Genomic DNA, 24,138 nt, shown 5'->3' with positions numbered 1-24,138 from the left:
TGTGCCAACTGGATATTGATGAGCAAGCCACATCGTCGAGATCATGGCTGCATGGCACGGAACTGGATTTCCCGATTGGCGGAGAACCTCCGCCGCGTGTACGACACCGGCAACTACGCCGGTGACTGCGATGTGGACGCCCGCCGGGTGCGTAGCGAGCTCGACGCGATCCGCGTCCGATTCCCCGATCACGCATGAGGACGGCGTTCACCCGCGGTGCCCTGCTTCTGATCGGCCTGTGCGGCTACGGCGCGTCGATGGCGATGATGGTGCGCGCCGGCCTGGGCCTCGACCCGTGGGACGTGTTCCACCAGGGGCTGACCCGGCATACACCGCTGTCGCTCGGCACGGCCTCGGCCGTCGTCGGCGTCGTCGTCCTACTGGCCTGGATCCCGCTGCGGAACCGGCCCGGGATCGGGACCGTCGCCAACGTCATCGTCATCGCGGTCACCGTCGACGCCACCCTTGCGGTGCTCCCCGCGCCGTCGGCGATGCCGGTGCGCATCGCGATGATGCTCGGCGCGGTCGTGCTCAACGCCATCAGCACGGTGCTCTACATCGGTGCAGGCCTTGGCCCCGGACCTCGCGACGGCCTGATGACCGGACTCGTCGCCCGTACCGGGTGGTCGGTGCGGCTGGTGCGCACCGCAATTGAGGCGACCGTACTGGCCGTCGGCTGGCTGATGGGTGGCACCGTCGGGATCGGCACGGTCGTCTACGCGTTCGGGATCGGGCCGCTCGTACAGCTGTTCCTGCGGCTGACCCCACGGTCATTGTTGTTCCACGATTTCAGCGGCGGGCGTGCCCGAGCGGATCGGGAACCGGTCACTACGATGAGCGAGTGGCCTCAGGGGAACGCACCGACTCGACAATCAGCGATGACGAAGACGGAACCGACCCCGACCTGTTGATCGACTTCGCCAGGGTGAGCCTGCGGCGCGGCGGCAACACCCTGGTCGGGCCCATCACCTGGACCGTCGAACTGGACGAACGCTGGGTGGTGATCGGCCCCAACGGAGCCGGAAAGACCTCACTGCTTCGGATCGCCGCCGCCACCGAACACCCGTCGTCGGGCACGGCGTACGTGCTCGGTGAACGGTTGGGTCGCACCGACATGTCCGAGCTGCGGGCCCGGGTCGGCCTGAGCAGCTCGGCGCTGTCACAGCGGATCCCGGACACCGAGGTGGTGCGCGATCTGGTGGTGTCGGCCGGCTATGCCGTCCTGGGCCGCTGGCGCGAGGACTACGAGGACATCGACTACGCCCAGGCCGTCGACATGCTGGAGAGCGTCGGTGCCGAACACCTCGCGGAGCGCACCTACGGGACGCTGTCGGAAGGCGAACGCAAACGGGTGCTGATCGCCCGGTCGCTGATGACCGATCCAGAACTCCTGCTGCTCGACGAACCCGCGGCGGGCCTCGACCTCGGGGGCCGCGAAGAGTTGGTGGCCCGGTTGACCGATCTGGCGGCCGACCCCGATGCGCCGGCCATGGTGCTGGTCACCCATCATGTCGAGGAGATTCCGGTCGGTTTCAGCCACGCGCTGATCCTGTCGGAAGGCAGGGCGGTTGCGTCCGGTCTGCTGACCGAGGTGTTGACTGCTGAGAACCTGTCCAAGGCGTTCGGTCAGTCGATCGCGCTGGACGTGATCGACGGGCGTTACTTCGCCCGGCGAACCAGGACGCGAGCGGCGCACAGGAGGCGTGAATGAGCACATCGGCCGACGAGGGCTTGCCCGGGGAGCCGACCGGCACCGACGTGGGCTTGCCCGAGGAGTCGACCGGCACCGACGAGGGCTTGCCCGAGGAGCCGACCGGCACCGACCCACTGGTGCCGCGTCCGGCGGCCACGGTGATGCTGGTCCGCGACGCCGCCGAATCGATCGAAGTCTTCATGATGCGCAGGCATGCGGCGATGGAGTTCGTGGCCGGGGTGATGGTGTTCCCGGGCGGGGGAGTCGACGACCGCGACCGCAATGCCGACATCGCCTGGTTCGGACCCGAACCCGAGTGGTGGGCCGCGCGGCTCGGCGTGGATACCGGGCTGGCCGAGGCGTTGGTGTGCGCAGCCGCCCGCGAGACCTTCGAGGAGTCCGGTGTGTTGTTCGCCGGACCGGCCGACAATCCGGACGGGATCGTGTCCGACGCCTCGGTCTACGGCGAAGCGCGCGCCGCCCTGGCCAACCACTCGCTGTCCTTCGCCGATTTCCTGCGCGACGAGAAACTGGTGCTGCGCGCCGACTTGCTGCGGCCGTGGGACAACTGGATCACGCCGAAAGAAGAACGGACCCGGCGCTACGACACCTTCTTCTTCGTCGGCGCACTGCCCGAGGGGCAGCGGGCCGACGGCGAGAACACCGAGACCGACCGCGCCTTCTGGAGTACCCCGCAGGCCGGGCTCGACGACTTCGAGCAGGGCAACTCGTTCCTGCTGCCACCTACCTGGACGCAGCTCAATTCGCTGGCAGGCCGCTCGGTCGCCGACGTGCTGGCCAGTGAACGCAAGATCGTCCCCATCGAACCCAACCTTTCGCTCGGCGAGGGCAGCTGGCAGATCGAATTCTTCGACAGCGGGCGCTACAACGCGGCGAGGAACCACCGGGCGCCTCTGGGGCGCGGGCCCGGGAGCAGGGAATCCGACCAGTGAACGAGTTCGTCAGCGCGGTCACCGGGGTGACGCCTGAGCAGGACCGCGTCGGCACCCTGATGCTGTCGCGACCGCCCACCAACGCCCTGACCCGGCAGATGTACCGCGAGGTGGTCGCCGCCGCCCACGAGCTGGGCGAGCGCACCGACATCTCGGCAGTGATCCTCTACGGCGGTCATGAGATCTTCTGCGCCGGCGATGACGTCCCCGAGCTGCGCACGCTGAACACCGGCGAGGCCGCTGCCGCCGATGCCGCGCTGCGCCAGTGCATCGAGGCCGTGGCCGCCATTCCCAAGCCCACCGTGGCCGCGATCACCGGCTATGCGCTGGGCAGCGGCCTGAACCTGGCGATGGCCGCCGATTGGCGCGTCAGCGGCGACAACGTCAAATTCGGGGCGACCGAGATATTGGCCGGATTGGCACCCCGCGCAGGCGGGGGTGCGCGGCTGGCCGAGGTCATCGGGGCCAGCAAGGCCAAGGAATTGGTGTTCAGCGGCCGCTTCGTCGGTGCCGAGGAGGCGCTGGAGCTCGGGCTGATCGACCAGATGGTGGCGCCCGACCATGTCTACGACGAGGCGCTGGCCTGGGCGCGGCGGTTCGTGGACCATCCGGTGGACGTATTGGCCGCGGCGAAGGCCGCCGTCGACGGAGTGGTGGACCGGCCCTGACACCCACCCCACCCCGGCCGTTAGGCTGCCCTGCATGACTGACATCAAGGATTCCGGCGCCGACACCGAGATTGCCGGTATGCCGACTCCTAACCCGCACGCCACGGCCGAGCAGGTCGAAGCCGCGATGCATGACAGCAAGCTCGCGCAGGTGCTCTACCACGACTGGGAAGCCGAGACCTACGACGAGAAGTGGTCGATCTCCTACGACCAGCGGTGTATCGACTATGCGCGCGGCCGGTTCGACGCGATCGTCCCCGAATCCGAGCAGCGCGACCTGCCGTACGACCGGGCCCTCGAGCTCGGCTGCGGCACCGGGTTCTTCCTGCTCAACCTCGTGCAGTCCGGGGTGGCGCGGCGCGGTTCGGTGACCGACCTGTCCCCGGGCATGGTCAAGGTCGCCACCCGCAACGGCCAGTCCCTCGGCCTGGACATCGACGGGCGGGTCGCCGACGCCGAGGGCATCCCGTACGAGGACAACACCTTCGATCTGGTCGTCGGGCACGCCGTGCTCCACCACATCCCGGATGTCGAACTCTCCCTGCGCGAGGTGGTCCGGGTGCTCAGGCCCGGCGGCCGGTTCGTCTTCGCCGGTGAGCCGACCACGGTCGGCAACAAGTACGCGCGCGAGCTGTCCACACTGACCTGGCACGCCACCACCAACCTGACCAAGCTGCCCTGGCTGAGTGGCTGGCGCCGGCCCCAGGCCGAACTCGACGAGTCCTCCCGCGCCGCGGCGCTGGAAGCCGTCGTCGACCTGCACACCTTCGACCCGGCCGACCTGGAGCGGATGGCCACCAACGCCGGCGCTGTCGAAGTACGCACCGCCAGTGAGGAATTCACCGCGGCGATGCTCGGCTGGCCGGTGCGCACCTTCGAGGCAGCGGTGCCGCCCGGGCGCCTGGGCTGGGGCTGGGCCAAGTTCGCGTTCAGCAGCTGGACCACCCTGAGCTGGGTCGACTCCAACGTGTGGCGTCGCGTGGTGCCCAAGGGCTGGTTCTACAACGTGATGGTCACGGGAGTAAAGCCCTCCTGAGCGGTGGAGTAGCGTTCGACCTCTCACACGTCGCGTATCTGCGTTCGGCGGCGGGAACCCAGGCCCTGGCTGAGGTCGCCCAGCGCCGCCTTGCCGGAGCCGGCCTGGTCGGCGACATTGCCGCGGTCCGAACGCAATTCGGTGACCGGGCCGGAATCCTGGTGGAGACCGTACAGCTGCGGCGCCGGGCTGCGGCCAAGTTCGACGACCCGGGTCGGTGGCTGTTCACCGATGAGGCGCTGCAACAGGCCACGGCCGCACCGGTGGCTGCTCACCGCGCCCGCAGGCTGGCCGGTGCCCGGGTGCACGATGCCACCTGCTCGATCGGCAGTGAGCTTGCGGCACTGCGTGATTGCACAACGCAGCTGCTCGGCAGCGACCTCGATCCGGTGCGGCTGGCGATGGCCGCGAACAATCTCGATGACGGCGGCCCCGCCGTCCCGTTGTGCCGGGCCGACGCGCTCGCGCCGATCACCCGCGACACCGTGGTGATCATCGACCCGGCCCGGCGGTCCGGCGGCCGGCGTCGCTTCGACCCACGGGCCTACACCCCGGCTCTCGATGCCGTTCTCGACGTCTACCGCGAACGAGACCTCGTGGTGAAGTGCGCTCCGGGAATCGATTTCGACGAGCTCACCAAGATGGGGTTTGCCGGGGAGATCGAGGTGACCTCGGTCGGCGGCAGCGTGCGGGAAGCCTGCCTGTGGTCGCCCGGACTGACCGAACCCGGTGTGCACAGACGAGCCAGCATGCTCGACACCCGCGAGGAGATCAGCGACGCCGAACCCGACGACTGCCCCGTCGCCGCGGCCGGCCGCTGGATCGTCGACCCTGATGGGGCGGTGGTGCGGGCCGGATTGGTACGCCACTACGCGGCGCGGCACGGACTGTGGCAGCTCGACCCCGACATCGCCTACCTGTCCGGTGATCAGCTGCCCGCCGGGGTACGTGGTTTCGAGGTCCTCGAACAGCTGCAGTTCCAGGAGCGCCGCCTGAAGGCCGCGCTGACCGCTCGGTCGGTGGGGGCGCTGGAAATCCTGGTTCGCGGCGTGGACGTGGATCCCGATGCGCTGCGCGCGCGGATGCGTCTGCGCGGCACCGAGCACCTGGCGGTGGTGATCGCGCGGTTGGGGTCCGGGGCAGCCAGCCGGGCAGCGGCATTCATTTGTCGCCCTTCGCGATAACGGCCACGTACCCTGAACGAAACGCGCCGGTGGATCCACCGGTGTGAGTTGATCGCCTGCGAGGACGACTGACGATGCGAATTTCCCCTGTGACAGCGCTGCTGGCGGCCGGTGCGCTGCTCGGCTGGCTCGGCATGCCGCTGGCGGCCGCGCAGTCGGCCTGCGCCGACCTCGGCGGCACCGTCGACGGTGACCAGACGTGTCAGGTGCACACCGCCAACGCCACCTACAGGCTGGATTACACGTTTCCGGTCGACTACCCCGATCAACAGGCCGTCGCCGCTTACCTGACCCAGACCCGCGACGGATTCGTCAACGTCTCGGGCATGCCCGGCTCACGCGATCAGCCTTACGTGCTGGACGCCAAGGGCACTGCGTACAGTTCTGGCACCCCGGCGCGCACCCAGAGCCTGGTGTTCGAGGTCTATCAGAACGTCGGCGGGGCGCACCCGCAGACCTGGTACAAGACGTTCAACTACAACGTGGCCACGCGGGCACCGATCACCTTCGACACCCTGTTCAAACCGGGCTCCAGGCCGTTGGACGTGGTGTTCCCGATCGTGCAGCGCGAACTGCAGAAGCAGTCGGGCGTCGAACAGGCCATCCCGTCAACCGTCGGTCTGGACCCCGTGCACTATCAGAACTTTGCGATCACCGACGACTCGGTGATCTTCTTCTTCGGCCAGGGTGAACTGCTGCCGGAAGCCGCCGGTGCCAGCCAGGCCAACGTGCCACGGTCCGCCGTGGCGGCGCTCCTGGCCTGATGAGGGATCAGGCCGGCGCGAACCCGTACACCTGACCGTCGCTGGTCGCGGTGACGATCCGGTGATCCTGACCGATCGACACCCCCACCGGCCAGCCGGTGGCCTCAGGAACCGGGTAGGCGTTCAGGGTGTGCCCGTCGGCGGTGTCGAACACCAACAAGGTCTGGCCGTGGCCACCCTCGCGGGCAATCGTGTAGCCGACACTGCCGGCCCGGCTCGAGGTGGTCAGCGGGACCACATCGTCACGGCCCCAGGCCACCTCACCGTGGTCGCCGGCGTCGCGCACCGCGGTCAGTTTGGCCTCCGGCCCGCCCCCGGCCACGATCAGCCCGTCCGGCGACACCGAGGGCGGGGTCTGGGCCAGATAGTTCAGCGGCACCGACCATTTCGGCGAACCGTCGGCAGAGTTGAGCGCCCACAGCTTCTGGTCGCGGCCGTTGACGTACACCGTCGAACCGTCGGCCGACAGCACCGGGCTGGCCAGCGGTCCGCGGCCGACCGCGGTGCTGGTCCATTCCTGCGTCAGGAGCGTCTCCTCGCCGGGGTGGTAGCGCAAGCCCATCAGCACCGGTGCCTCGGCGCCGGGCTGCCACACGCTGAGCACCACGATGCCGGCCTGGTGCGAGAACGCGGGCGCGGCGGCCACCGGGCACCGCGACCGGGCTGGCTGGCAGTCGCCCAGACCACGCTGCGAATCGGTCGGATCGACGCCGGCAACCAGATCCAGCGGTGTTCCGTCGACCGTGCCGCGGTGTCCGTCGAACACCAGCACCTGGCCCAGATGGGTGACCACCAGCAGTTGGCCGTCGTCCAGGAGCCTGGGCGTGGTCGGCATGCCGATCACCGGCTGGCGCCAGCGGACCCACTGGGTGGGCGGGAAGGACAGGATGGTGCCGGGTTGCCCGATGTAGACGTTGTCGAACCCGTCGAACAGGGGACTGGACCAGCCGCCGCCCAGCACCAGACGCGTGCACCAGCGCTGGCGGGCGTTGTTGTCGGCTTCCCACACCATCAATGAGCAGCCCCCGGCGGTCTGCGCGTTGACCGCCAGGCGGTTGTCCGCGCTCAGCGCCACCTGAGCACCCAGCTCACCCTTGACCGATCGGCTCCAGTCCAGGCGAAGCGCCTCCGGGCCGTGGGACCGGGTGTAACTGCTGTTGGCGGCGTCTCCGTACTGCGCTGACCAGCCTTCCGCGGCGTGCGCGTTCACCCAGGAATCGGTGTTCTCGCAACCGGCGAGCAGACCTGTGAACAGCACCGCGACCGCCAGTGCAAGGTATCGCCGGAACACGATGTCCTTTCGTCGCCGAACACCCAGGGGGATTGGTATGAGTGGCCCACGTGAGGGTACCCGGCCACGTGGCAGGACCCGGTAATGCGCCTGTTGACCTCGCGTAGGCTGTCCGGCCATGACGACGATGTGGGGCGCTCCGATTCACAAGCGCTGGCGTGGCTCCCGGCTGCGTGATCCGCGCCAGGCCGATTTCCTGACGAAGGCGTCGCTGAAATGGGTCATCGACAATCGTGCCTACACCCCGTGGTACCTGGTGCGGTACTGGCGGCTGCTGAAGTTCAAGCTGGCCAACCCGCACATCATCACCCGCGGCATGGTCTTCCTCGGCAAGGGCGTGGAGATCCAGTGCACCCCGGAACTGGCGCAGATGGAGATCGGCCGCTGGGTCCACATCGGCGACAAGAACACCATCCGCTGCCACGAAGGCTCGCTGCGCATCGGCGACAAGGTGGTGCTGGGCCGCGACAACGTGATCAACACCTACCTCGACATCGAGCTCGGCGACTCCGCGCTGATGGCCGACTGGTGCTATGTGTGCGACTTCGACCACAAGATGGACAACATCGAGATGCCCATCAAGGACCAGGGCATCGTCAAGGGCCCGGTGCGCATCGGCCCGGACACCTGGATCGCCGCCAAGGTCACCATCCTGCGCAACACCTCGATCGGCCGCGGCTGCGTGCTGGGGGCTCATGCCGTGGTCAAGGGTGAGATCCCGGATTTCTCGATCGCCGTCGGGGCGCCGGCCAAGGTGGTCAAGAACCGCAAGCTGGACTGGGAGACCTCGGCCGCCGAGCGCGCCGAACTCGCCGCGGCACTGGCCGACATCGAGCGCAAGAAGGCGGCCAACAGCAACTGACCGGGCTGCTCAGGCCCCGTTGCACACCCCCGAGTCGCGGATCACGTTGCCGTAGACGTTGGCCGTCGCGATGTTGGCGTTGATCACCCCGGCCGGCTGTTGCTTGGCGATCTTGTCGCTGATCTGCGTCAGCTGATACCACAGGTGGTAGATCGAGTCACCGTTGTACAGCGGTGAATACTGGCTCTGGTCCGGGTAATTCGTGATGTACAAGGTGTGGGCGCGGGGATCGAGGAACGCTGCCGACTGATCCACGTTGGCTTTCACGGCGTCGCCCGCGGCCTGCACGCCGGGCGCGGTCCAGTAGTCGTGCTGCCCGCCCAGGAAGTTCTGGAACCCCACGATCTGCCCCATCAACGTGCCGTACTGGGCGTTGAACCACTGGCAGGACTCGCGTTGAGCATCGATCTGCTCGGGTATGACCCGCACCTGCCACAGGTTGTAGGGGAACACCGTGTAGTTCGGCGACCAGTCCGACGGATGGGGCACGAACGCAGGCAGGGAGGGCGCGGTGCCGTTGGGTTCGGCGGTCGCCGGGGCGGCCGAGCCGAAGGCGAGCGTTGTGCCGACGAATGCGGTGAGGGCGGTACGTATGCCGAGTCTCCAGGTCCGGGTCACGCCTCGATTGTGCGTGGCCCTCGCCGCGGCTGACAGCGGATCGGCGATTCTCGAACGCCCGCGTCAGCCGGTCCAGTCGATGCCGAATCGATCGTTCAGGGCGGCACGGCCGGCAGCGGTGACAGTGAGGGCGCGGTGCCGCGGAGTGCGGCGCAGCCACTCCGCGGCCAGGAACTGGTCGAGAATGGCCCGGCCCAACCCACCGGCGATGTGGTGCCGCTGCTCAGTCCAGTCGACGCAGTAGCGCACCAGTGGCCTAGGGCCGGTGGGTAATTCGACACCCATCTGCGACAGCAGGCGGCGGCCGTCGTCGGTGAGTTGATAGGCCACATCGTGGCCCGGGCTGCTCAGCCGGTCGGTGCCGCCGGGGTGAAACCACCCGTCCCCGCCGGTGAGGACACCGCGATCGAGCAGGCTGCCCATCAGCTGCACCCCGAGCCGCCCGGCGATGTGGTCGTAACAGGTTCGGGCGGAGCGCAGCCGAGCTGCACGCGTGCCCTCCCGCAGCGAGGTGACGGGCCGGACCGGCGCCAGCCGCCCGAGTTGCTCGATGAGCGCACCGACCTCGGGCCCGGCCAGCCGGTAGTAGCGGTGACGGCCTTGCGTGCGGACCGTGAGCAGGCCTGCCTCGGTCAACTTGGCGAGATGACTGCTGGCAGTCGGACGGCTGATCCCGGCTTCCTCGGCCAGCACGCCGGCAGGCAGAGCGCGGCCGTCGTCGAGCGCCAGCAGCACCTTGCAGCGTGCCGGATCGGCCAGCAGCGCGGCCACCGCGGCGATGTCCACCTCGGTCGCCTCAGCCAGCTCCTGGGCCTCACGCATGACACGACTCCTTCCCGACGGTCTGGACGCGTGGTGTGCCCGCTCCCCGGGTGCGACGCGTCAGCCGTAGCGCCAGCACCGCGCCGACCAACTGGCAGCCGGCGCCGACCAGCAGTGCGGTCCGCACCCCGGCGGCACCACCGACGACTGTCATGGCACTACCCAACACCGCGACCCCGACAGTGATACCCAGCAGCCGGGCCAGATTCACCACGCCCGCGGCCAGCCCCGCCCGCCCCAACGGGATCGCGTCCATCGCCAGCGTCACCGCCGGGCCGGTGTTGAGAGCCAGCCCGGCACCCGCGAGCACGAAGGACAGCTCCAGCCATCCGATGCCGCCCAATGGCCCGGCCGCGGCGTAGAGCAGTGAGCCTGCCGCCATCAGCACCAGCCCTGCCGCCATCACCGGGCGCGGGCCGGCGCGACGGACCAACATGTTGGCCACCGGAATCAACAGCAGGTAGACGATCGCCATCGGCAAGAACCACACAGCAGTCGTCAACGCGCCGGTGCCCCGGAGTTGTTGGAAGGCAAAGCTGTTCACCAGCAGTAGCCCGTAGATGCCGAACGTCATCGCGAAGGTGGCCAGCAGAGCGCCGACCAGCCGGCGGCTGCCGAACAGGCCCAGCGGCAGCATCGGGTGCGGGCTCCGACTCTGGACGGCCAGGAATGCGATGAACGCGGCCACCGCCGTTGCGCTGACCAGAACCGTCTCCCGCCAATCCCAGTCGTGTCCCTCGACCAGGACCAGGGTCGCGGCACCGAGCGCCAGGACGGCCAGACCCTGACCGGGCAGATCGAGGCGGGCGGCATCCGGATCGCGCGAATCCGGCAGATGCGTGGCGCTGGCCGCCAGCGCCAGCAGACCGACCGGCACGTTGACCCAGAAGATCCAGCGCCAGCCGATGGTTTCGGCCAGGACGCCGCCGAGCAGTGGACCGAGCGCGGTGCTACTGGCCGCGGCCATCGCCCACGCCGCCGTGGCCCGGGCCCGGCCACGCGGATCCGGATAGACCGCCGCGGCGATGGCCAGGCCCTGCGGCAGCATCATCGCCGCGCCGAGTCCCTGAATCGCCCGTGCCACCAGTAACACCGTCAGCGACGGGCTCAGCGCGCAGGCGATCGACGCCGTGACGAACGTCGCCAAGCCGATGCGCAGCATGCGTCGCCGGCTGAACCGGTCTCCCAGTGACCCCGCGGTGAGCAGAAACGCCGCGAACGTCACGTTGTAGGAGTCGATGGTCCACTGCGCACCGGCCACCCCGCCGCCGAGGTCGTCGCCGATCGCCGGTAGTGCCAGGTTGACGGCGTTCGCATCGACCAGGCCGATGAACAGCCCGAGGTAAGCGGCGATCAGCGTGACGACTGGGGACCGTGGTGGAGCCATATCCGCACGCTATGTGCGGATTGATTCGACGCCGGTCGAATCAGCGGTCGGGCAGTGCGTGCTCGACGATCGGCCGGCGCGAATGTGGCTCCCGCTCGGCACGTTTGGCGGCCAGGTAGACCTGGCTGGTCTCGGCGGCCACGGTGTGCCAGTCGAAGTCGGCGCTGAGGCGCTCGCGGGCGGCGATCGCCCGGCGCTGCGCGGCCTCGGGGTCGTCGAGTACTGCGCGGACCGCCGCGGCCAGGCCCGCCACATCCCGGGGTGCGAAGGACATTCCGGTCTGGCCGTCGATCACGGCTTCGCCGAGACCGCCCACGTTGGACGTCACCAGCGGGGTTCCGGTGGCCGCGGCCTCCAGTGCCACGATGCCGAACGGCTCGTAGTGGCTGGGCAGCACGGCGGCATCGGCGGACTGCAGGGCCTGGAGCAGTTCCTCGTGGCCGAGCCGTCCGACGAACCGGGTTGCCTTGAGCACCTTGTGCTTTCGGGCTTGCTCGACGAGCCACTGCTGCTGGGTACCGTCACCGGCGATGGTCAGGGTGGTACCGGGATGTGCGCGCCGGATCCGGGGCAGGGCCGCGATCGCGTCGTGCACGCCCTTCTCGTATTCCAGGCGGCCGAGGTAGAGGAGTTCGGGTGGGCCCTGGTGGGGGCGCCGTGGGGCGAACGGCCAGAGATCGGCGTCGATCCCGTTGCGGATCACCCTGATCTCGGACAGTTCGGGACCGAACAGCTCGGTGATCTCATCGCTCATCGACGCCGAACACGTGATCAGCGAATCGGATTCGCGCACCAGCCACGATTCCACGGCGTGCACCTGGCGGCTGATCGGGCCGGAGACCCAGCCGGAATGCCGGCCCGCCTCGGTGGCATGGATGGTGGAAACCAATGGCACATCGAAGTATTCGGCCAGTGCGATGGCAGGATGGGCCACCAGCCAATCGTGGGCGTGGACCAGGTCGGGTACCCAGCGGTCACCCGAATTGTCTTTGACCGCAAGGCCGGTGCGCACCATCGAGTGACCCATGGCCAGGGTCCAGGCCATCATGTCCGTGCCGAACTCGAACTCGTGCGGATCCTGCGCAGCTGCCACCACGCGCACGCCTTCGCTGACCTCGTCGGTGGACGGGTGCGTGCTGGGGTCGGTGTCGGTGGGCCTGCGGCTGAGGACCACGATCTCGTGGCCGGCCTCGGCCAGTGCCGTGGCCAGGTGGTGCACATGCCTGCCCAGACCGCCGACGACGACGGGCGGGTACTCCCATGACACCATCAGGATCTTCATGACTGCGGGCCTTCGTGCCGGTGCGAGCGTGCGCACAATGCTGAGGTTTGGCGGGGTGTCGAGCGGCAGACGCGCACGCTCGCGCTGGTGGTCATTTTGGCAGACGCCGGGCGTCGAGGGCACCGAACAGTCCGTCGGCCTTGTTCCAGCCGTCGGCGAGGCGCTCGGCATGGTCGCGGCGGCCCGAGGCCAGGGCGTCGGAGATCTCGCGGGTGGCGTGCGCGTGCAGGTGTGCGCGGTAGCGGGCGTAATCGGCGGCCGAATCCTTGCTCACCATGAACGGCCAGTCGCTGGACACCGTCAACAGCGTCTCCCGCAGGATCTGATCGGCCACCCGGTCGCGCGCGGTCGGTGCGCCGACCGCGGCGTGCTGGGCGAGCGCCTTGTCGACCGTGCTCAGGGCGCCGTCCACCACCTCGCTGTTGAGCTGCACCAGATCGGCGACCTTCTCGCCGTTCCAGACCTGCCAGTTCTTGCCCGAACCCCATGAGCTGGGCGGCAATTCGACCGGGGCGCCGACGAATCCGCCGGCCTTGGCATCCGCGAGGGTGCCGACCCGCACCCCGGCTGCCGGCAGCGCCCGCAACACCCGGCCGAGCCACTCCGGGCCCTCGTACCACCAGTGGCCGAACAACTCGGTGTCGAATGCGGCCACGACGTGGGCCGGGCGGCCGATCCGCTCGCTCTCGCTGATCAGGCGGCGACGGACCACCTCGACGAAGTCGGCGACGTGCTCGTCGATCGCCCGGTCGGCGCGCTGCGGATCGTAGGGCGCCTTCTCCTCGGACGGGACGTTGCGACCGGTGACCCGGGCCGGCTTGAGGCCGGTGGTGTGGTCATAGGTGTGGAAATCCCGATACGCGGCATGGCCGGGGTAGCCGGACTTCGGCGACCACACGCGGTAGCTCACCTGCAGGTCGCGCCCGAAAGCCACCACATCGGACTCGCCGACCGGGCGGCCGAGCGCGGTGTCACCGTGCAGCGAGGGTCCGTCCACCATGAAGTGCCCGACCCCGGCCGCGGCGTAACCGGTCTCCATGCCGGGGGCGTACGCACATTCGGGCGCCCAGATGCCGACCGGGGTGTGAGCGAATCGCTGCTGCGCATCGGCCAGACCTTCGCGCAGGGCGAACTCGCGCAACCGCGGGTTGAGCAGCGGCTGGAACGGGTGCGACAGCGGGCCGCCGAGGAGCTCGATGGTCTCGGCGTCGATCAGCTGGCGCAACAGCCCGCTGGCGCCGTGCCGCCAGTGGGTGGTGAACTCCTCGATCGCCGCGCCGGCCTCCGCGTATTCGCGAATGCCGAACTGCCGCAAGCCTTCCGGCTCACGCAGCGTGGTGGCCTCCTGGGCTCGCAGCTGCCAGTTGGCCAGCCAGTGGTGCATGCCCGCCAGGCAATAGGGGTCGTCGAGCTGCGCGGTGACCACCGGCGTCATGCCGAGGGTGATCAGGTGGCTGCGGTCCTCGGCGGCCAGCCCGCGCAGCACCCGCATCAACGGCAGGTACGCCGCGGCCCAGGACTGGTACAGCCACTCCTCGCCGACCGGCCAGCGGCCGTGATGGGCCAGCCAGGGCAGGTGGGTGTGCAGGACGAGCGTGAACAGACCTGGTGCAGGTTCGGGGTCTGCGGTGGGATGCGTCACGGCCGCACCGCGATCGCGACCAGGTCGAGGCTGTCGTCAATGTTGCGTTCGGTCGCGGAGGTGAGATCGAAGTCGTCGATGCCGACGGCGGCCACGTCGGCGAGCAGCTGCTCGGGCCAGGGCGCGTCGGCCACGGCGCGCTGCACCTGCGCCTCGATGATCGAGCCGCCGTGCCGGGCGTCGAGTTCGGCCAGCCCGGCACCGTGAAACACCCCGAGCATCGACTCGACCTCGAAGCCCGCGTCGTGCAGCAGTTCGGTCAGCTCCGCGGCGTTGAGCTCGCGGGTGTGGAACGGGTTGAGCGGGGTGTCGCGACCGGGGGAGAAGGTGATCCGGTTGGGGGTGGAGACCAGGAACACGCCGCCGGGCCGCAGCACCCGGAAGCATTCGGAGACGAATTGACCTTGATCCCAAAGGTGTTCGATGACCTGGAAGTTCACCACGACGTCGACCGACTGGTCGGCCAGGGGCAGCTCGGCCAGGTTGCCGTGCTGGATCTGCACCCTCGGGTAGCGGGCCCGCACGTGTGCCACCGTGGCCTCGTCGTAGTCCAGTGCCACGACGCGACGTGCGACGTCGGCGATCAGGTCGGCGCCGTAGCCTTCGCCGCAGCCGGCTTCGAGGACCTCTCGGTCGACGCACCGGCCCGCCAGTCGCTGGTACACCACCTCATGCCGGCGAAACCAGTAATTCTCCTCGGCCAGGCCGGGGATGGTCCGCTCGCCGGTCAGGGGTAGGGCGTGATCCGGGTCGCCAACGAATGCGCTCATTGGAAGGCAGGCTAACCCAGCCTTGCCCAGGTTGAAGGGGTCGGTGGCCAATCAACCAACGGTTCCCATACCTCAGGGGTGTGGTAGGGGAGGCCGGAATACAAACTCCGACCAGCTATGGTGTTCCTGCGAACCATCAAAAGTTACCGACCGGTAACATGATGCTAGTTGCCTAGAACGTGATATGAGCCCGGGCCACCGGTCTCATCGAGGAGGACGAACCAGAGTCATGACGAACATCGTGGTCCTGATCAAACAGGTCCCAGACACTTGGTCGGAGCGCAAGCTGTCCGACGGCGATTTCACCCTCGACCGCGAGGCTGCCGACGCCGTGCTCGACGAGATCAACGAGCGCGCCGTGGAAGAGGCGCTGTTGATCAAGGAGCGTGAGGGCGGAGACAGCACCGTCACCGTGCTGACCGCCGGCCCGGAGCGCGCCACCGAGGCGATCCGCAAGGCGCTGTCCATGGGTGCCGACAAGGCTGTGCACCTCAAGGACGACGGCATGCACGGCTCCGACGTGATCCAGACCGGCTGGGCCCTGGCCCGCGCGCTGGGCACCATCGAGGGCACCGAGCTGGTCATCGCCGGTAACGAGGCCACCGACGGCGTCGGAGGCGCGGTCCCGGCCGTGATCGCCGAGTACCTGGGCCTGCCGCAGCTGACCCACGTGCGCAAGCTGACCGTCGAGGGCGGCAAGGTCACCGCCGAGCGTGAGACCGACGAGGGCGTGTTCACCCTCGAGGCGACGCTCCCGGCTGTGGTCAGCGTCAACGAGAAGATCAACGAGCCCCGCTTCCCCTCCTTCAAGGGCATCATGGCCGCCAAGAAGAAGGAAGTCACCGTGCTCACCCTCGCCGAGATCGGCGTGGAAGCTGACGAGGTCGGCGTCGCCAATGCCGGTTCCAAGGTGCTGTCTTCGACCCCGAAGCCGCCGAAGACCGCCGGTGAGAAGGTGACCGACGAAGGTGACGGCGGCACGAAGATCGCCGAGTACCTGGTTGCCCAAAAGCTGATCTAGCCCACCCACTTCCGAAAGACGTAACGAGAACTCATGGCTGAAGTACTTGTGCTCGTTGAGCACTCCGAAGGCGCATTGAAGAAGGTCAGCGCCGAACTCATCACCGCCGCCCGCGCCCTGGGTGAGCCCTCCGCCGTTGTGGTGGGCAAGCCGGGCACCGCGGCTCCGCTGGTCGACGGCCTGAAGGCCGCCGGTGCGGCCAAGATCTACGTCGCCGAGTCGGACGACGCAGAGACCTACCTGCTCACCCCCGTCGTCGACGTGCTGGCCGGGCTGGCCGAGTCGGCCGCCCCCGCCGGCGTGATCGTCGCGGCCACCGCTGACGGCAAGGAAATCGCCGCCCGCCTGGCCGCGCGGATCGGCTCGGGTCTGCTGGTTGACGTGGTCGAGGTCCGCGAAGGTGCCGTGGGCGTCCACAGCATCTTCGGTGGCGCCTTCACCGTCGAGGCTCAGGTCACCAGTGACACCCCGGTGATCACCGTGCGTCCGGGCGCGATCGAGGCCGCCCCGGCCGACGGTGCCGGCGAGGTCGTCAACGTCGAGGTCCCGGCCCAGGCCGAGAACGCGACCAAGATCACCAAGCGCGAGCCCGCCGTTGCCGGTGACCGCCCCGAGCTCACCGAGGCCAGCGTCGTGGTCGCCGGTGGTCGTGGTGTCGGCAGCGCCGAGAGCTTCTCGGTCGTCGAGGAGCTGGCCGACTCGCTGGGTGGCGCCGTCGGTGCCTCCCGCGCCGCGGTCGACTCGGGCTACTACCCGGGCCAGTTCCAGGTCGGCCAGACCGGCAAGACCGTGTCGCCGCAGCTGTACATCGCCCTGGGCATCTCGGGCGCGATCCAGCACCGCGCCGGCATGCAGACGTCGAAGACGATCATCGCGGTGAACAAGGACGAGGAAGCGCCGATCTTCGAGATCGCCGACCTCGGCATCGTCGGTGACCTGTTCAAGGTCAGCCCGCAGCTGACCGAGGCGGTCAAGGCCCGCAAGGGATAGATCGCCAAACGCGTCACGCAGAACCCCGGTGCACCTGGTGCGCCGGGGTTCTGTGCTGTCATGGGCAACTATCTGCGCCGACTACGGACTTTCCAGGGTTTGAATCTCGGCCCACGGTGCCAGTGTTGATCCTGTCATCTCGTCGAGAAAAGGATTCGCACAATGAAAATCACAGTCATAGGTGCCAGCGGCCAGATCGGCTCGCGGGTCGTGCGGTTGCTCACCGAAGCCGGCCACGACGTGGTGGCTGCCTCCCTGTCCTCGGGTGCGAACGTTCTCACCGGTGAGGGCCTGGTGGAGGCGCTGACCGGGGCCCAGGTGCTGGTCGACGTGGTCAACTCGCCTTCGTTCGAGGACGGCCCCGTGATGGACTTCTTCACCAAGTCCTCGCACAACCTCGCGGCTGCCGCGAAGGAGACCGGGGTCGGGCACTACGTCGCGTTGTCGATCGTGGGTGCCGACGGACTGCCGGACAGCGGCTACATGCGGGCCAAGGTGGCGCAGGAGAAGAACATCACCGCTTCCGGTCTGCCGTACACCATCGTGCGGGCCACCCAGTTCCAGGAATTCGCCGAGGCCATCACCGCGTCGCTGGCGGTCGGTGACGAGGTCCGCGTTCCCGACGCCCGGATCCAGCTGATCTCCGTCGACGATGTCGCCGCCGAGGTGGCCAAGGCCGCGCAGGCCGCGCCGCGGGGCGGAATCGTCAACATCGGTGGGCCCGACAAGTTCTCGTTCGCCGACATGGCCCGCGCGGTACTGGCCGAGCAGGGCGACGACAAGCCGGTCGTGATCGATCCGCAGGCAACGTATTTCGGGACCGCGGTCGACGACAACAGCCTGGTCACCGGTGACGACGGGATTCTCGGTGAAACCCGTTGGGCCGCATGGTCCGGGGCACACTGACATGCCGGTCTCCGCTGAGCGCGAGCAGGCGCTCCACGATGCGATGACCGTGATCGCCACCGCGACACCGCCGTTCATCCCGCCGAACGCCGAAGTGATGACCACGATCATCGAGTGGCCCGCCGGGTCACCGGGCGCGCCGCCACACCGGCACCCCGCCGGGCCCGCCTTCGGCTACGTGCTGGAGGGGGAGATGCTCTTCGAACTGGAGGGTGAGGCCCCGCGGGTGGTGAAGGCCGGCGAGGCGTTCTGGGAACCCGGTGGTGACGTGATCCACTACTCGGATGCCAACAACCGTGACGACATCCCGCTGAAGTTCCTCGTCAACATGCTGTGCGTGCCCGGCGAACCGATGCTCGTCGTCGTCGAGGACGACGAACTCGAAGCTCGCAAGGACCGCCGGGTTCGCTGATGGCCGAGTTCGGCGACGTTGTCCGGTCGCGGAGGTCATCGCGAATGTTCTTGCTGGACAAGCCGGTTCCGCGAGAGCTTCTGGACGAGGCGCTCGCGCTGGCAGTGCGGGCGCCGTCGAACTCGAACACGCAGCCCTGGCACGTCTTCTTCGCCACCGGTGAGCGGCGCGCCCGATTGGTGGACGCGCTGCTCACCGCGGTCGAGGCGGCCCCGCCGGCGATCGGCTCCGCGGGCCTGCCGCCGCGGTTCGCGCACCTGCGGCGGGAGAGCGGTGCCCTGGTCTACGGGGCGATGGGGATCGCCCGCGACGACGCCGAGGGCCGCTGGGCCGCCCAGAAGCGCAACTGGGCGTTCTTCCACGCACCCGTGGCCGGGGTGGTCTGCATGCACCGGGATTTCACGAACGTCGATGCGATGGGCGTCGGGATGTTCCTGCAGACACTGCTTCTGGCGCTGAACGAACGGGGAATCGGCAGTTGCGTGCAGGTGTCGATCTCGTTCTATCCGGAGGTGCTGCGTGAACAACTCGACATCCCCGACCATCTGACGGTCCTGAGCGGGTTGTCGATCGGCTACGCCGACCCCGACTTTCCCGCCAATCACCTGGACACACCACGCAACCCGCTCAGTGAGAACGTGGTGTTCCGGCAGGACTGACCGGGCAGGACAAAAAGTCACCTGGCGCTCACAGACATGTCACACGGGCGATGCCGTACGGAGACCCGACTGGGCGACCGTGCTGGTTATGAGCACTGCATCTGTACTCATCGCCGCTGATCACACCGACGGCACGGCGCCCGATGCGCCGCGCTACACCCTCCTGTTGTCCGCCGATTCCGAGCTCATCGAAGCCGCCCAGCGGCTCCGTCACGACGTGTTCACCTCCGAACCCGGATTCGCACTCACCGGGGCTACCGACGGACGTGACGCGGACCGATTCGACGAGCACTGCGACCACCTGCTGGTGCGTGAGGACCGCACCGGTGAACTCGTGGGCTGCTACCGGATGCTGCCGCCGCCCGGCGCGATCGCCGCGGGTGGGCTCTACACCGCCACCGAGTTCGACGTCCGCGGTCTCGACGCACTGCGGCCGTCCCTGGTCGAGATGGGCCGCGCGGTGGTGCGGGCCGACCACCGCAATGGCGCCGTCGTCCTGCTCATGTGGGCGGGCATCCTGGCCTACCTGGACCGCTCGGGATACGACTACGTGACGGGCTGCGTTTCGGTGCCCGTCGCCGGGAACGCCGACGGCCCGCCCGGAACCCAGATCCGCGGGGTCCGTGACTTCGTGCGGCGTCGCCACGCCGCACCCACCGAACACACGGTGTACCCGTACCGCCCGGTGGTCCTGGACGGCAGAGGGCTCGACGACATCGACCCGCCGTCACGCACCACGGTGCCGCCGCTGATGCGCGGCTATCTGCGCCTGGGCGCGCAGGTGTGCGGCGAGCCGGCCCACGACCCCGACTTCGGGGTCGGCGACTTCCCGGCCCTGCTGGACAAGCGCCGCGCCGACGTCCGCTACCTGAAGCGACTGCGCTCGGTGTCGGCGGCAGCCGACATGGCCGACGGGATGGGCGGAGCCGCATCATGACCACGTGTGAACATTCGTGGCTGCCCAAGGCCTCGTGCGACGGCAGCTGTGTTCATGCCGGCGGTGCCGACGCCGGCCGTCGGCTCGTGGTCTGGATTCGCACCTCGGTGCGGGTCAGCATGGCCGTGCTCCTGGCGCCCGGGGTGCCGCTGCTGGCGGTGCCGATGCCGGGCCGCTCGCATGTGCAGCGGTTCTACTGCCGGTTGATGCTGCGCTGCTTCGGAGTTCGAATCAGCCTGTCGGGTGGTCCTATTCGCAACCTGAAGGGCGTGCTCGTGGTCAGCGGGCACGTGTCGTGGCTGGACATCTTCACGATCGGTGCGGTGCTGCCCGGCTCGTTCGTGGCCCGCGCCGATCTCGTCGAATGGCCCGCGGTGGGCCGGCTGGCCCGGGTGATGAAGGTGATCCCGATCGACCGGGGCAGCCTGCGCCGGCTGCCCGCGGTGGTGCACACCGTGGCCGAACGCCTGCGCGCCGGGCACACGGTGGTGGCCTTCCCGGAAGGCACCACCTGGTGCGGCCTGGCCTACGGACCGTTCCGGCCTGCCATGTTCCAGGCCGCGATCGACGCGGCCCGGCCCGTACAGCCGCTGCGACTGGTCTACCGTCACCGCGACGGCCGGCCCTCGACGATTCCGGCCTTTGTGGGGGAGGACACCCTGCTGCGGTCGGTGCGACGGGTCATCACCGCACGTCGCACGGTGTGCCATGTCCACGTGGGGTCGCTTCAGCTGCCCGGAGACGATCGGCGGGCCCTGGCCGGGCGCTGCGAGGCGGTGGTGCGCGGCCACCAGGAGCTCCCTGGCGCTCCCGCGCACGCCCTGGCGGCCTGAGGCGGCGGGAAAGCGGGTAGTCCGCCAGCGGCTATCCTAGGAGGGTTATGGCCTCCATCCTGACCTCCTCCTCAGGCGGGCCGGTCTATCTCGATCACGCCGCCACCACCCCGATGCACGCCGCTGCCATCGAGGCGATGACCGCTGCACTGGCCACCGTCGGCAACGCGTCCTCCCTGCATGGCTCCGGTCGCCAGGCCCGCCGGCGGATGGAGGAGGCCCGCGAGACGTTGGCTCGCCTCCTGGGCTGCCGCCCGTCGGAGGTGATCTTCACCGCCGGTGGCACCGAGAGCGACAACCTCGCCGTCAAGGGCATCTACTGGGCCCGCCGCGATGCCGAGCCGGCCCGGCGCCGGATCATCACCACCGCCGTCGAGCACCACGCCGTCTTGGACGCCGTGCAGTGGCTGGTCGACCACGAAGGTGCCGAGGTGACCTGGCTGCCGGTCGACGCCGAGGGGGCTGTCGCACCCGAGTCGCTGCGCGCTGCACTCGAGGAGGGCGACGGGCCCGCTGACGTGGCCCTGATCAGCATCATGTGGGCCAACAACGAAGTCGGCACGATCATGCCGATCGCCGAGCTGGCCGCCATCGCCGCCGAGTTCGAGATCCCGATGCACAGTGACGCAATCCAGGCCGTCGGACAGATCCCGGTCGATTTCACCGCCGCCGGGCTGGCGGCGATGAGCGTCGCCGCGCACAAGTTCGGCGGTCCGATGGGCATCGGCGCACTGGTACTGCGTCGGGACACCGCGTGCGTGCCACTGCTGCACGGCGGCGGACAGGAGCGCGACGTCCGGTCCGGGACACCCGACGTGGCAGGCACCGTGGCGATGGCCGCAGCGGCCGAGGTGGCCATCGGAGGGCTGGCCGAGCACAGTGCCCGGGTTCAGGCATTGCGGGACCGGCTGATCGACGGCGTGTTGTCCACGATCGAGGACACCCAGCTCAACGGCGCGCGGGGGGCCGGGCGGCTCCCGGCGAACACCCACTTCACTTTCCGTGGCTGCGAAGGTGATTCGCTGCTGATGCTGCTCGACGCCAAGGGTGTCGAATGCTCCACCGGCTCGGCGTGCACCGCGGGTGTGGCGCAGCCGTCGCACGTCCTGATCGCCATGGGTGCCGACCCGGCCACCGCGCGTGGGTCACTGCGATTCTCGTTGGGACACACCAGCACCGACGCGGACGTCGACGCGGTGCTCGAGGTGCTGCCCGCGGCCGTCGAGCGAGCCCGGCAGGCGGCGCTGGCCAGCGCGGGGAGGACGTTCTCATGAGAGTCCTGGTCGCGATGAGCGGCGGCGTGGATTCCTCGGTGGCCGCAGCCCGGATGGTCGATGCCGGCCACGACGTCGTCGGGGTGCACATGGCATTGTCGTCGGCGCCGGGCACGTTGCGCACCGGCTCACGGGGATGCTGCTCCAAGGAGGACGCCGGCGATGCCCGCCGGGTCGCCGACATTCTCGACATCCCGTTCTACGTATGGGATTTCGCCGACCGGTTCAAGGACGACGTGATCGACGACTTCGTCGAGTCGTACGCCCGCGGCGAGACCCCGAATCCCTGTGTGCGGTGCAATGAGCGGATCAAGTTCTCCGCGCTCGCGGCACGGGCCCTGGCGCTCGGCTTCGATGCGGTGGCCACCGGCCACTACGCCCGGCTGGCCGATGGCCGGCTGCGCCGCGCGGTCGACGCCGACAAGGACCAGTCCTACGTGCTGGGTGTGCTGACCGCCGACCAGCTCGCGCATGCGATCTTCCCGATCGGCGACACCCCCAAGCCGCAGATCCGGGCCGAGGCCGCCGAGCGTGGCCTGGCCGTCGCGAAAAAGCCCGACAGTCATGACATCTGCTTCATCCCGTCCGGTGACACCCAGGCATTCCTGGGCGCCCGTATCGGCATCCGGCCCGGAGCGGTGCTCGACAACGACGGCACGGTGCTCGCCGAACACGAAGGCGTACACGGTTTCACGATCGGGCAGCGCAAGGGTCTGGGTATCCCGGGTCCCGGGGCCGACGGCCGACCACGCTATGTCACCGCCATCGACGCCGAGACCGGGACGGTGCGGGTCGGACCCGTCGAGGACCTTGAGGTGCGGGAGCTGTTCGGCGACAAGCCGGTGTTCACCAGCGGTACCCCGCTCGACGGTCCGGTGGAATGCCAGATTCAAGTGCGCGCGCACGGCGGGATCACCGACGCGGTGGCCGAGCTGCGCGACGGTCGCTTGACGGTTTCGCTGCGGGCACCGCTGCGCGGGGTGGCACCAGGCCAGACCATGGTGCTGTACCGCCCCGACGCCGAGGGCGACGAGGTCATCGCCAGCGCGACCATCGCACGCGCGTGAGTGCCTTCGCAACGGCGACCGGTATCGGATCCTGGCCCGGTACCGACGCGCGGGCCGCTGCCGAAGTCGTCGTCGGTGAACTGCACAACCTGTCGCATCTCGTGGAGCTTCCGGCCCGGGGAATCGGTGCCGACCTGATCGGGCGGGGCGGGGCGTTGCTGGTCGACATCGGCATCGACACAGTCCCGCGCGGCTACCGCATCGCCGGTCGCCGCAGCACTGCGCTGCGACGCGCGGTGAGCCTGCTCGGCGAGGACATCGACGCACTGGAAGAGGCCTGGGAGCGTGCCGGGCTGCGCGGTAGTGGCCGCGCGGTCAAGGTGCAGGCGCCGGGCCCCATCACGCTGGCCGCCCAACTCGAACTGCCCAACGGGCATCGCGTCATCACCGATCGCGGTGCGCTGCGCGATCTCTCGGCCTCACTCGCCGAGGGGTTGGCCATCCACCGGGCCGAGGTGACCCGGCGGCTGGAAACTCCGGTGGTGGTCCAGCTGGACGAGCCGTCGCTGCCCGCCGCACTGGCGGGCCGGCTCTCCGGCGTCACCAGCTTCACGCCGGTGCACCCGGCGGACGAGCCATTGGCGATGAACCTGATCGACGCCTGTGTGGCAGCGGCAGGCACCGAGGTCGCCCTGCACAGCTGCGCACCAGAGCTGCCGTGGAAGGCGTTGTTGCGCAGTGCTGTTCACGCGGTGTCGGTAGATGTCTCGACCCTGACGCCCGCGGATCTGGACGGTGTCGGGGAGTTCGTCGACTCCGGGCGCACCGTGCTGCTCGGTGTGGTGCCCTCCGTCGCGCCCGAGGGCAGGCCGTCGTTCGAAGAGGTCGCCAAGGCGGCGGTGTCGCTCACCGACCGGCTCGGGTTCGCGCGGGCCGTGCTGAGGGATCGCATCGGCATCACGCCGACCTGCGGCCTGGCGGGGGCCACATCGCAGTGGGCGCGCACCGCGGTGGAACTCACGCAGAAGGCTGCCGACGCCTTCGCCGAAGATCCGGACGCCATCTAGAAAAAGCAACCAAAAGGTTGCGTTTGACTTCCTGCGGTCGTAGGCTGAAGGGCAACTGAA

The 24,138-nt window shown here is 69.0% G+C and carries 26 protein-coding genes; 19 read left to right on the top strand and 7 right to left on the bottom strand.

The window, feature by feature from the left end:
* Positions 1–51 precede the first annotated feature (51 nt).
* The 8 genes from G6N57_RS31725 (at position 52) to G6N57_RS25910 (ending at position 6,298) form a co-directional block, all read left to right on the top strand.
* Positions 52–198 (top strand): hypothetical protein, encoded by a 147-nt coding sequence (locus G6N57_RS31725; protein ID WP_097926002.1) that lies wholly within the window; start codon positions 52–54, stop codon positions 196–198.
* Positions 195–911: a membrane protein YczE gene (gene yczE / locus G6N57_RS25940; protein ID WP_077743844.1), complete on the top strand. Its 717-nt coding sequence runs from the start codon at positions 195–197 to the stop codon at positions 909–911. The genes G6N57_RS31725 and yczE overlap by 4 nt, the downstream gene beginning before the upstream one ends.
* The gene (locus G6N57_RS25935) at positions 842–1,711 is read left to right on the top strand and encodes an ABC transporter ATP-binding protein (protein ID WP_174814519.1); all 870 of its coding nucleotides are present in this window, start codon (positions 842–844) and stop codon (positions 1,709–1,711) included. The genes yczE and G6N57_RS25935 overlap by 70 nt, the downstream gene beginning before the upstream one ends.
* A 143-nt stretch (positions 1,712–1,854) precedes the next feature.
* The gene (locus G6N57_RS25930) at positions 1,855–2,646 is read left to right on the top strand and encodes an NUDIX hydrolase (protein ID WP_097926003.1); all 792 of its coding nucleotides are present in this window, start codon (positions 1,855–1,857) and stop codon (positions 2,644–2,646) included.
* Positions 2,643–3,314 (top strand): enoyl-CoA hydratase, encoded by a 672-nt coding sequence (locus tag G6N57_RS25925; RefSeq protein WP_077743845.1) that lies wholly within the window; start codon positions 2,643–2,645, stop codon positions 3,312–3,314. The genes G6N57_RS25930 and G6N57_RS25925 overlap by 4 nt, the downstream gene beginning before the upstream one ends.
* 34 nt (positions 3,315–3,348) lie before the next feature.
* A complete protein-coding gene (locus G6N57_RS25920; protein WP_077743846.1) occupies positions 3,349–4,350 on the top strand; it encodes a class I SAM-dependent methyltransferase in 1,002 nt (333 codons plus the stop codon).
* Positions 4,347–5,534 (top strand): THUMP-like domain-containing protein, encoded by a 1,188-nt coding sequence (locus G6N57_RS25915; RefSeq protein WP_097926013.1) that lies wholly within the window; start codon positions 4,347–4,349, stop codon positions 5,532–5,534. The genes G6N57_RS25920 and G6N57_RS25915 overlap by 4 nt, the downstream gene beginning before the upstream one ends.
* A gap of 74 nt (positions 5,535–5,608) precedes the next feature.
* Positions 5,609–6,298, top strand: coding sequence for an esterase (locus tag G6N57_RS25910; protein ID WP_077743847.1), 690 nt, complete (start codon positions 5,609–5,611; stop codon positions 6,296–6,298).
* Between the two features lie 7 nt (positions 6,299–6,305).
* On the opposite strand, the gene G6N57_RS25905 is transcribed toward G6N57_RS25910, so the two are convergent.
* Entirely contained in the window at positions 6,306–7,589 is a 1,284-nt protein-coding gene (locus tag G6N57_RS25905) for a BamB-related PQQ repeat family beta-propellar protein (RefSeq protein ID WP_077743848.1), read from the bottom strand.
* A gap of 118 nt (positions 7,590–7,707) precedes the next feature.
* Between G6N57_RS25905 and G6N57_RS25900 the strand changes: the two genes are divergently transcribed.
* Positions 7,708–8,451, top strand: coding sequence for an acyltransferase (locus G6N57_RS25900; protein ID WP_065460570.1), 744 nt, complete (start codon positions 7,708–7,710; stop codon positions 8,449–8,451).
* A gap of 9 nt (positions 8,452–8,460) precedes the next feature.
* Here the strand turns inward: G6N57_RS25900 and G6N57_RS25895 are convergent, their stop codons facing one another.
* The 6 genes from G6N57_RS25895 to G6N57_RS25870 form a co-directional block, all read right to left on the bottom strand.
* Positions 8,461–9,069, bottom strand: coding sequence for a hypothetical protein (locus G6N57_RS25895; protein WP_407665954.1), 609 nt, complete (start codon positions 9,067–9,069; stop codon positions 8,461–8,463).
* 63 nt (positions 9,070–9,132) lie between these two features.
* A complete protein-coding gene (locus tag G6N57_RS25890; protein ID WP_097926004.1) occupies positions 9,133–9,891 on the bottom strand; it encodes an ArsR/SmtB family transcription factor in 759 nt (252 codons plus the stop codon).
* Complete coding sequence (locus G6N57_RS25885; RefSeq protein WP_077743850.1) at positions 9,884–11,278, bottom strand: MFS transporter; 1,395 nt, start codon at positions 11,276–11,278, stop codon at positions 9,884–9,886. The genes G6N57_RS25890 and G6N57_RS25885 overlap by 8 nt, the downstream gene beginning before the upstream one ends.
* 40 nt (positions 11,279–11,318) lie before the next feature.
* Positions 11,319–12,560 (bottom strand): glycosyltransferase family 4 protein, encoded by a 1,242-nt coding sequence (locus tag G6N57_RS25880; RefSeq protein WP_097925959.1) that lies wholly within the window; start codon positions 12,558–12,560, stop codon positions 11,319–11,321.
* A 91-nt stretch (positions 12,561–12,651) separates the two neighbouring features.
* Complete coding sequence (locus G6N57_RS25875) at positions 12,652–14,202, bottom strand: 1,4-alpha-glucan branching protein domain-containing protein (protein ID WP_077743852.1); 1,551 nt, start codon at positions 14,200–14,202, stop codon at positions 12,652–12,654.
* Complete coding sequence (locus G6N57_RS25870; RefSeq protein ID WP_077743853.1) at positions 14,199–14,972, bottom strand: class I SAM-dependent methyltransferase; 774 nt, start codon at positions 14,970–14,972, stop codon at positions 14,199–14,201. Before G6N57_RS25870 ends, G6N57_RS25875 begins: the two co-directional genes overlap by 4 nt.
* Positions 14,973–15,201: 229 nt before the next feature.
* Here G6N57_RS25870 and G6N57_RS25865 point away from each other — a divergent pair, with 229 nt between their 5' ends.
* From G6N57_RS25865 to G6N57_RS25820, 10 genes are all read left to right on the top strand, one after another.
* Positions 15,202–15,993, top strand: coding sequence for an electron transfer flavoprotein subunit beta/FixA family protein (locus G6N57_RS25865; protein WP_036439450.1), 792 nt, complete (start codon positions 15,202–15,204; stop codon positions 15,991–15,993).
* A 33-nt stretch (positions 15,994–16,026) separates the two neighbouring features.
* The gene (locus G6N57_RS25860; RefSeq protein ID WP_036439448.1) at positions 16,027–16,983 is read left to right on the top strand and encodes an electron transfer flavoprotein subunit alpha/FixB family protein; all 957 of its coding nucleotides are present in this window, start codon (positions 16,027–16,029) and stop codon (positions 16,981–16,983) included.
* A 162-nt stretch (positions 16,984–17,145) separates the two neighbouring features.
* Complete coding sequence (locus G6N57_RS25855) at positions 17,146–17,889, top strand: SDR family oxidoreductase (protein WP_077743855.1); 744 nt, start codon at positions 17,146–17,148, stop codon at positions 17,887–17,889.
* A gap of 1 nt (position 17,890) precedes the next feature.
* The gene (locus tag G6N57_RS25850; protein ID WP_077743856.1) at positions 17,891–18,301 is read left to right on the top strand and encodes a cupin domain-containing protein; all 411 of its coding nucleotides are present in this window, start codon (positions 17,891–17,893) and stop codon (positions 18,299–18,301) included.
* Entirely contained in the window at positions 18,301–18,960 is a 660-nt protein-coding gene (locus G6N57_RS25845; RefSeq protein ID WP_097925960.1) for a nitroreductase, read from the top strand. Before G6N57_RS25850 ends, G6N57_RS25845 begins: the two co-directional genes overlap by 1 nt.
* A gap of 88 nt (positions 18,961–19,048) precedes the next feature.
* A complete protein-coding gene (locus tag G6N57_RS25840; RefSeq protein ID WP_077743857.1) occupies positions 19,049–19,897 on the top strand; it encodes a GNAT family N-acetyltransferase in 849 nt (282 codons plus the stop codon).
* Positions 19,894–20,730 (top strand): lysophospholipid acyltransferase family protein, encoded by an 837-nt coding sequence (locus tag G6N57_RS25835; protein WP_077743858.1) that lies wholly within the window; start codon positions 19,894–19,896, stop codon positions 20,728–20,730. The genes G6N57_RS25840 and G6N57_RS25835 overlap by 4 nt, the downstream gene beginning before the upstream one ends.
* A 47-nt stretch (positions 20,731–20,777) precedes the next feature.
* Positions 20,778–22,004 (top strand): cysteine desulfurase family protein, encoded by a 1,227-nt coding sequence (locus G6N57_RS25830; protein WP_077743859.1) that lies wholly within the window; start codon positions 20,778–20,780, stop codon positions 22,002–22,004.
* On the top strand, positions 22,001–23,071 hold the full coding sequence (mnmA, locus tag G6N57_RS25825) for a tRNA 2-thiouridine(34) synthase MnmA (RefSeq protein ID WP_077743860.1): 1,071 nt from the start codon (positions 22,001–22,003) through the stop codon (positions 23,069–23,071). The genes G6N57_RS25830 and mnmA overlap by 4 nt, the downstream gene beginning before the upstream one ends.
* On the top strand, positions 23,068–24,078 hold the full coding sequence (locus tag G6N57_RS25820; RefSeq protein ID WP_077743861.1) for a uroporphyrinogen decarboxylase/cobalamine-independent methonine synthase family protein: 1,011 nt from the start codon (positions 23,068–23,070) through the stop codon (positions 24,076–24,078). Before mnmA ends, G6N57_RS25820 begins: the two co-directional genes overlap by 4 nt.
* Positions 24,079–24,138 lie beyond the last annotated feature (60 nt).

The organism is Mycolicibacterium boenickei (assembly GCF_010731295.1).
GTDB classification, from domain to species: domain Bacteria; phylum Actinomycetota; class Actinomycetes; order Mycobacteriales; family Mycobacteriaceae; genus Mycobacterium; species Mycobacterium boenickei.
This window is presented reverse-complemented; position numbering and strand designations above follow the sequence as displayed.

Bases quoted from the DNA above. Each gene is read 5' to 3' on its own strand.
- G6N57_RS31725 (WP_097926002.1), top strand. From the start codon at position 52: ATGGCACGGAACTGGATTTCCCGATTGGCGGAGAACCTCCGCCGCGTG.
- yczE (WP_077743844.1), top strand. From the start codon at position 195: ATGAGGACGGCGTTCACCCGCGGTGCCCTGCTTCTGATCGGCCTGTGC.
- G6N57_RS25930 (WP_097926003.1), top strand. From the start codon at position 1,855: ATGCTGGTCCGCGACGCCGCCGAATCGATCGAAGTCTTCATGATGCGC.
- G6N57_RS25920 (WP_077743846.1), top strand. From the start codon at position 3,349: ATGACTGACATCAAGGATTCCGGCGCCGACACCGAGATTGCCGGTATG.
- G6N57_RS25910 (WP_077743847.1), top strand. From the start codon at position 5,609: ATGCGAATTTCCCCTGTGACAGCGCTGCTGGCGGCCGGTGCGCTGCTC.
- G6N57_RS25900 (WP_065460570.1), top strand. From the start codon at position 7,708: ATGACGACGATGTGGGGCGCTCCGATTCACAAGCGCTGGCGTGGCTCC.
- G6N57_RS25890 (WP_097926004.1), bottom strand. From the start codon at position 9,891: ATGCGTGAGGCCCAGGAGCTGGCTGAGGCGACCGAGGTGGACATCGCC.
- G6N57_RS25885 (WP_077743850.1), bottom strand. From the start codon at position 11,278: ATGGCTCCACCACGGTCCCCAGTCGTCACGCTGATCGCCGCTTACCTC.
- G6N57_RS25880 (WP_097925959.1), bottom strand. From the start codon at position 12,560: ATGAAGATCCTGATGGTGTCATGGGAGTACCCGCCCGTCGTCGTCGGC.
- G6N57_RS25870 (WP_077743853.1), bottom strand. From the start codon at position 14,972: ATGAGCGCATTCGTTGGCGACCCGGATCACGCCCTACCCCTGACCGGC.
- G6N57_RS25865 (WP_036439450.1), top strand. From the start codon at position 15,202: ATGACGAACATCGTGGTCCTGATCAAACAGGTCCCAGACACTTGGTCG.
- G6N57_RS25860 (WP_036439448.1), top strand. From the start codon at position 16,027: ATGGCTGAAGTACTTGTGCTCGTTGAGCACTCCGAAGGCGCATTGAAG.
- G6N57_RS25855 (WP_077743855.1), top strand. From the start codon at position 17,146: ATGAAAATCACAGTCATAGGTGCCAGCGGCCAGATCGGCTCGCGGGTC.
- G6N57_RS25850 (WP_077743856.1), top strand. From the start codon at position 17,891: ATGCCGGTCTCCGCTGAGCGCGAGCAGGCGCTCCACGATGCGATGACC.
- G6N57_RS25845 (WP_097925960.1), top strand. From the start codon at position 18,301: ATGGCCGAGTTCGGCGACGTTGTCCGGTCGCGGAGGTCATCGCGAATG.
- G6N57_RS25840 (WP_077743857.1), top strand. From the start codon at position 19,049: ATGAGCACTGCATCTGTACTCATCGCCGCTGATCACACCGACGGCACG.
- G6N57_RS25835 (WP_077743858.1), top strand. From the start codon at position 19,894: ATGACCACGTGTGAACATTCGTGGCTGCCCAAGGCCTCGTGCGACGGC.
- G6N57_RS25830 (WP_077743859.1), top strand. From the start codon at position 20,778: ATGGCCTCCATCCTGACCTCCTCCTCAGGCGGGCCGGTCTATCTCGAT.
- mnmA (WP_077743860.1), top strand. From the start codon at position 22,001: ATGAGAGTCCTGGTCGCGATGAGCGGCGGCGTGGATTCCTCGGTGGCC.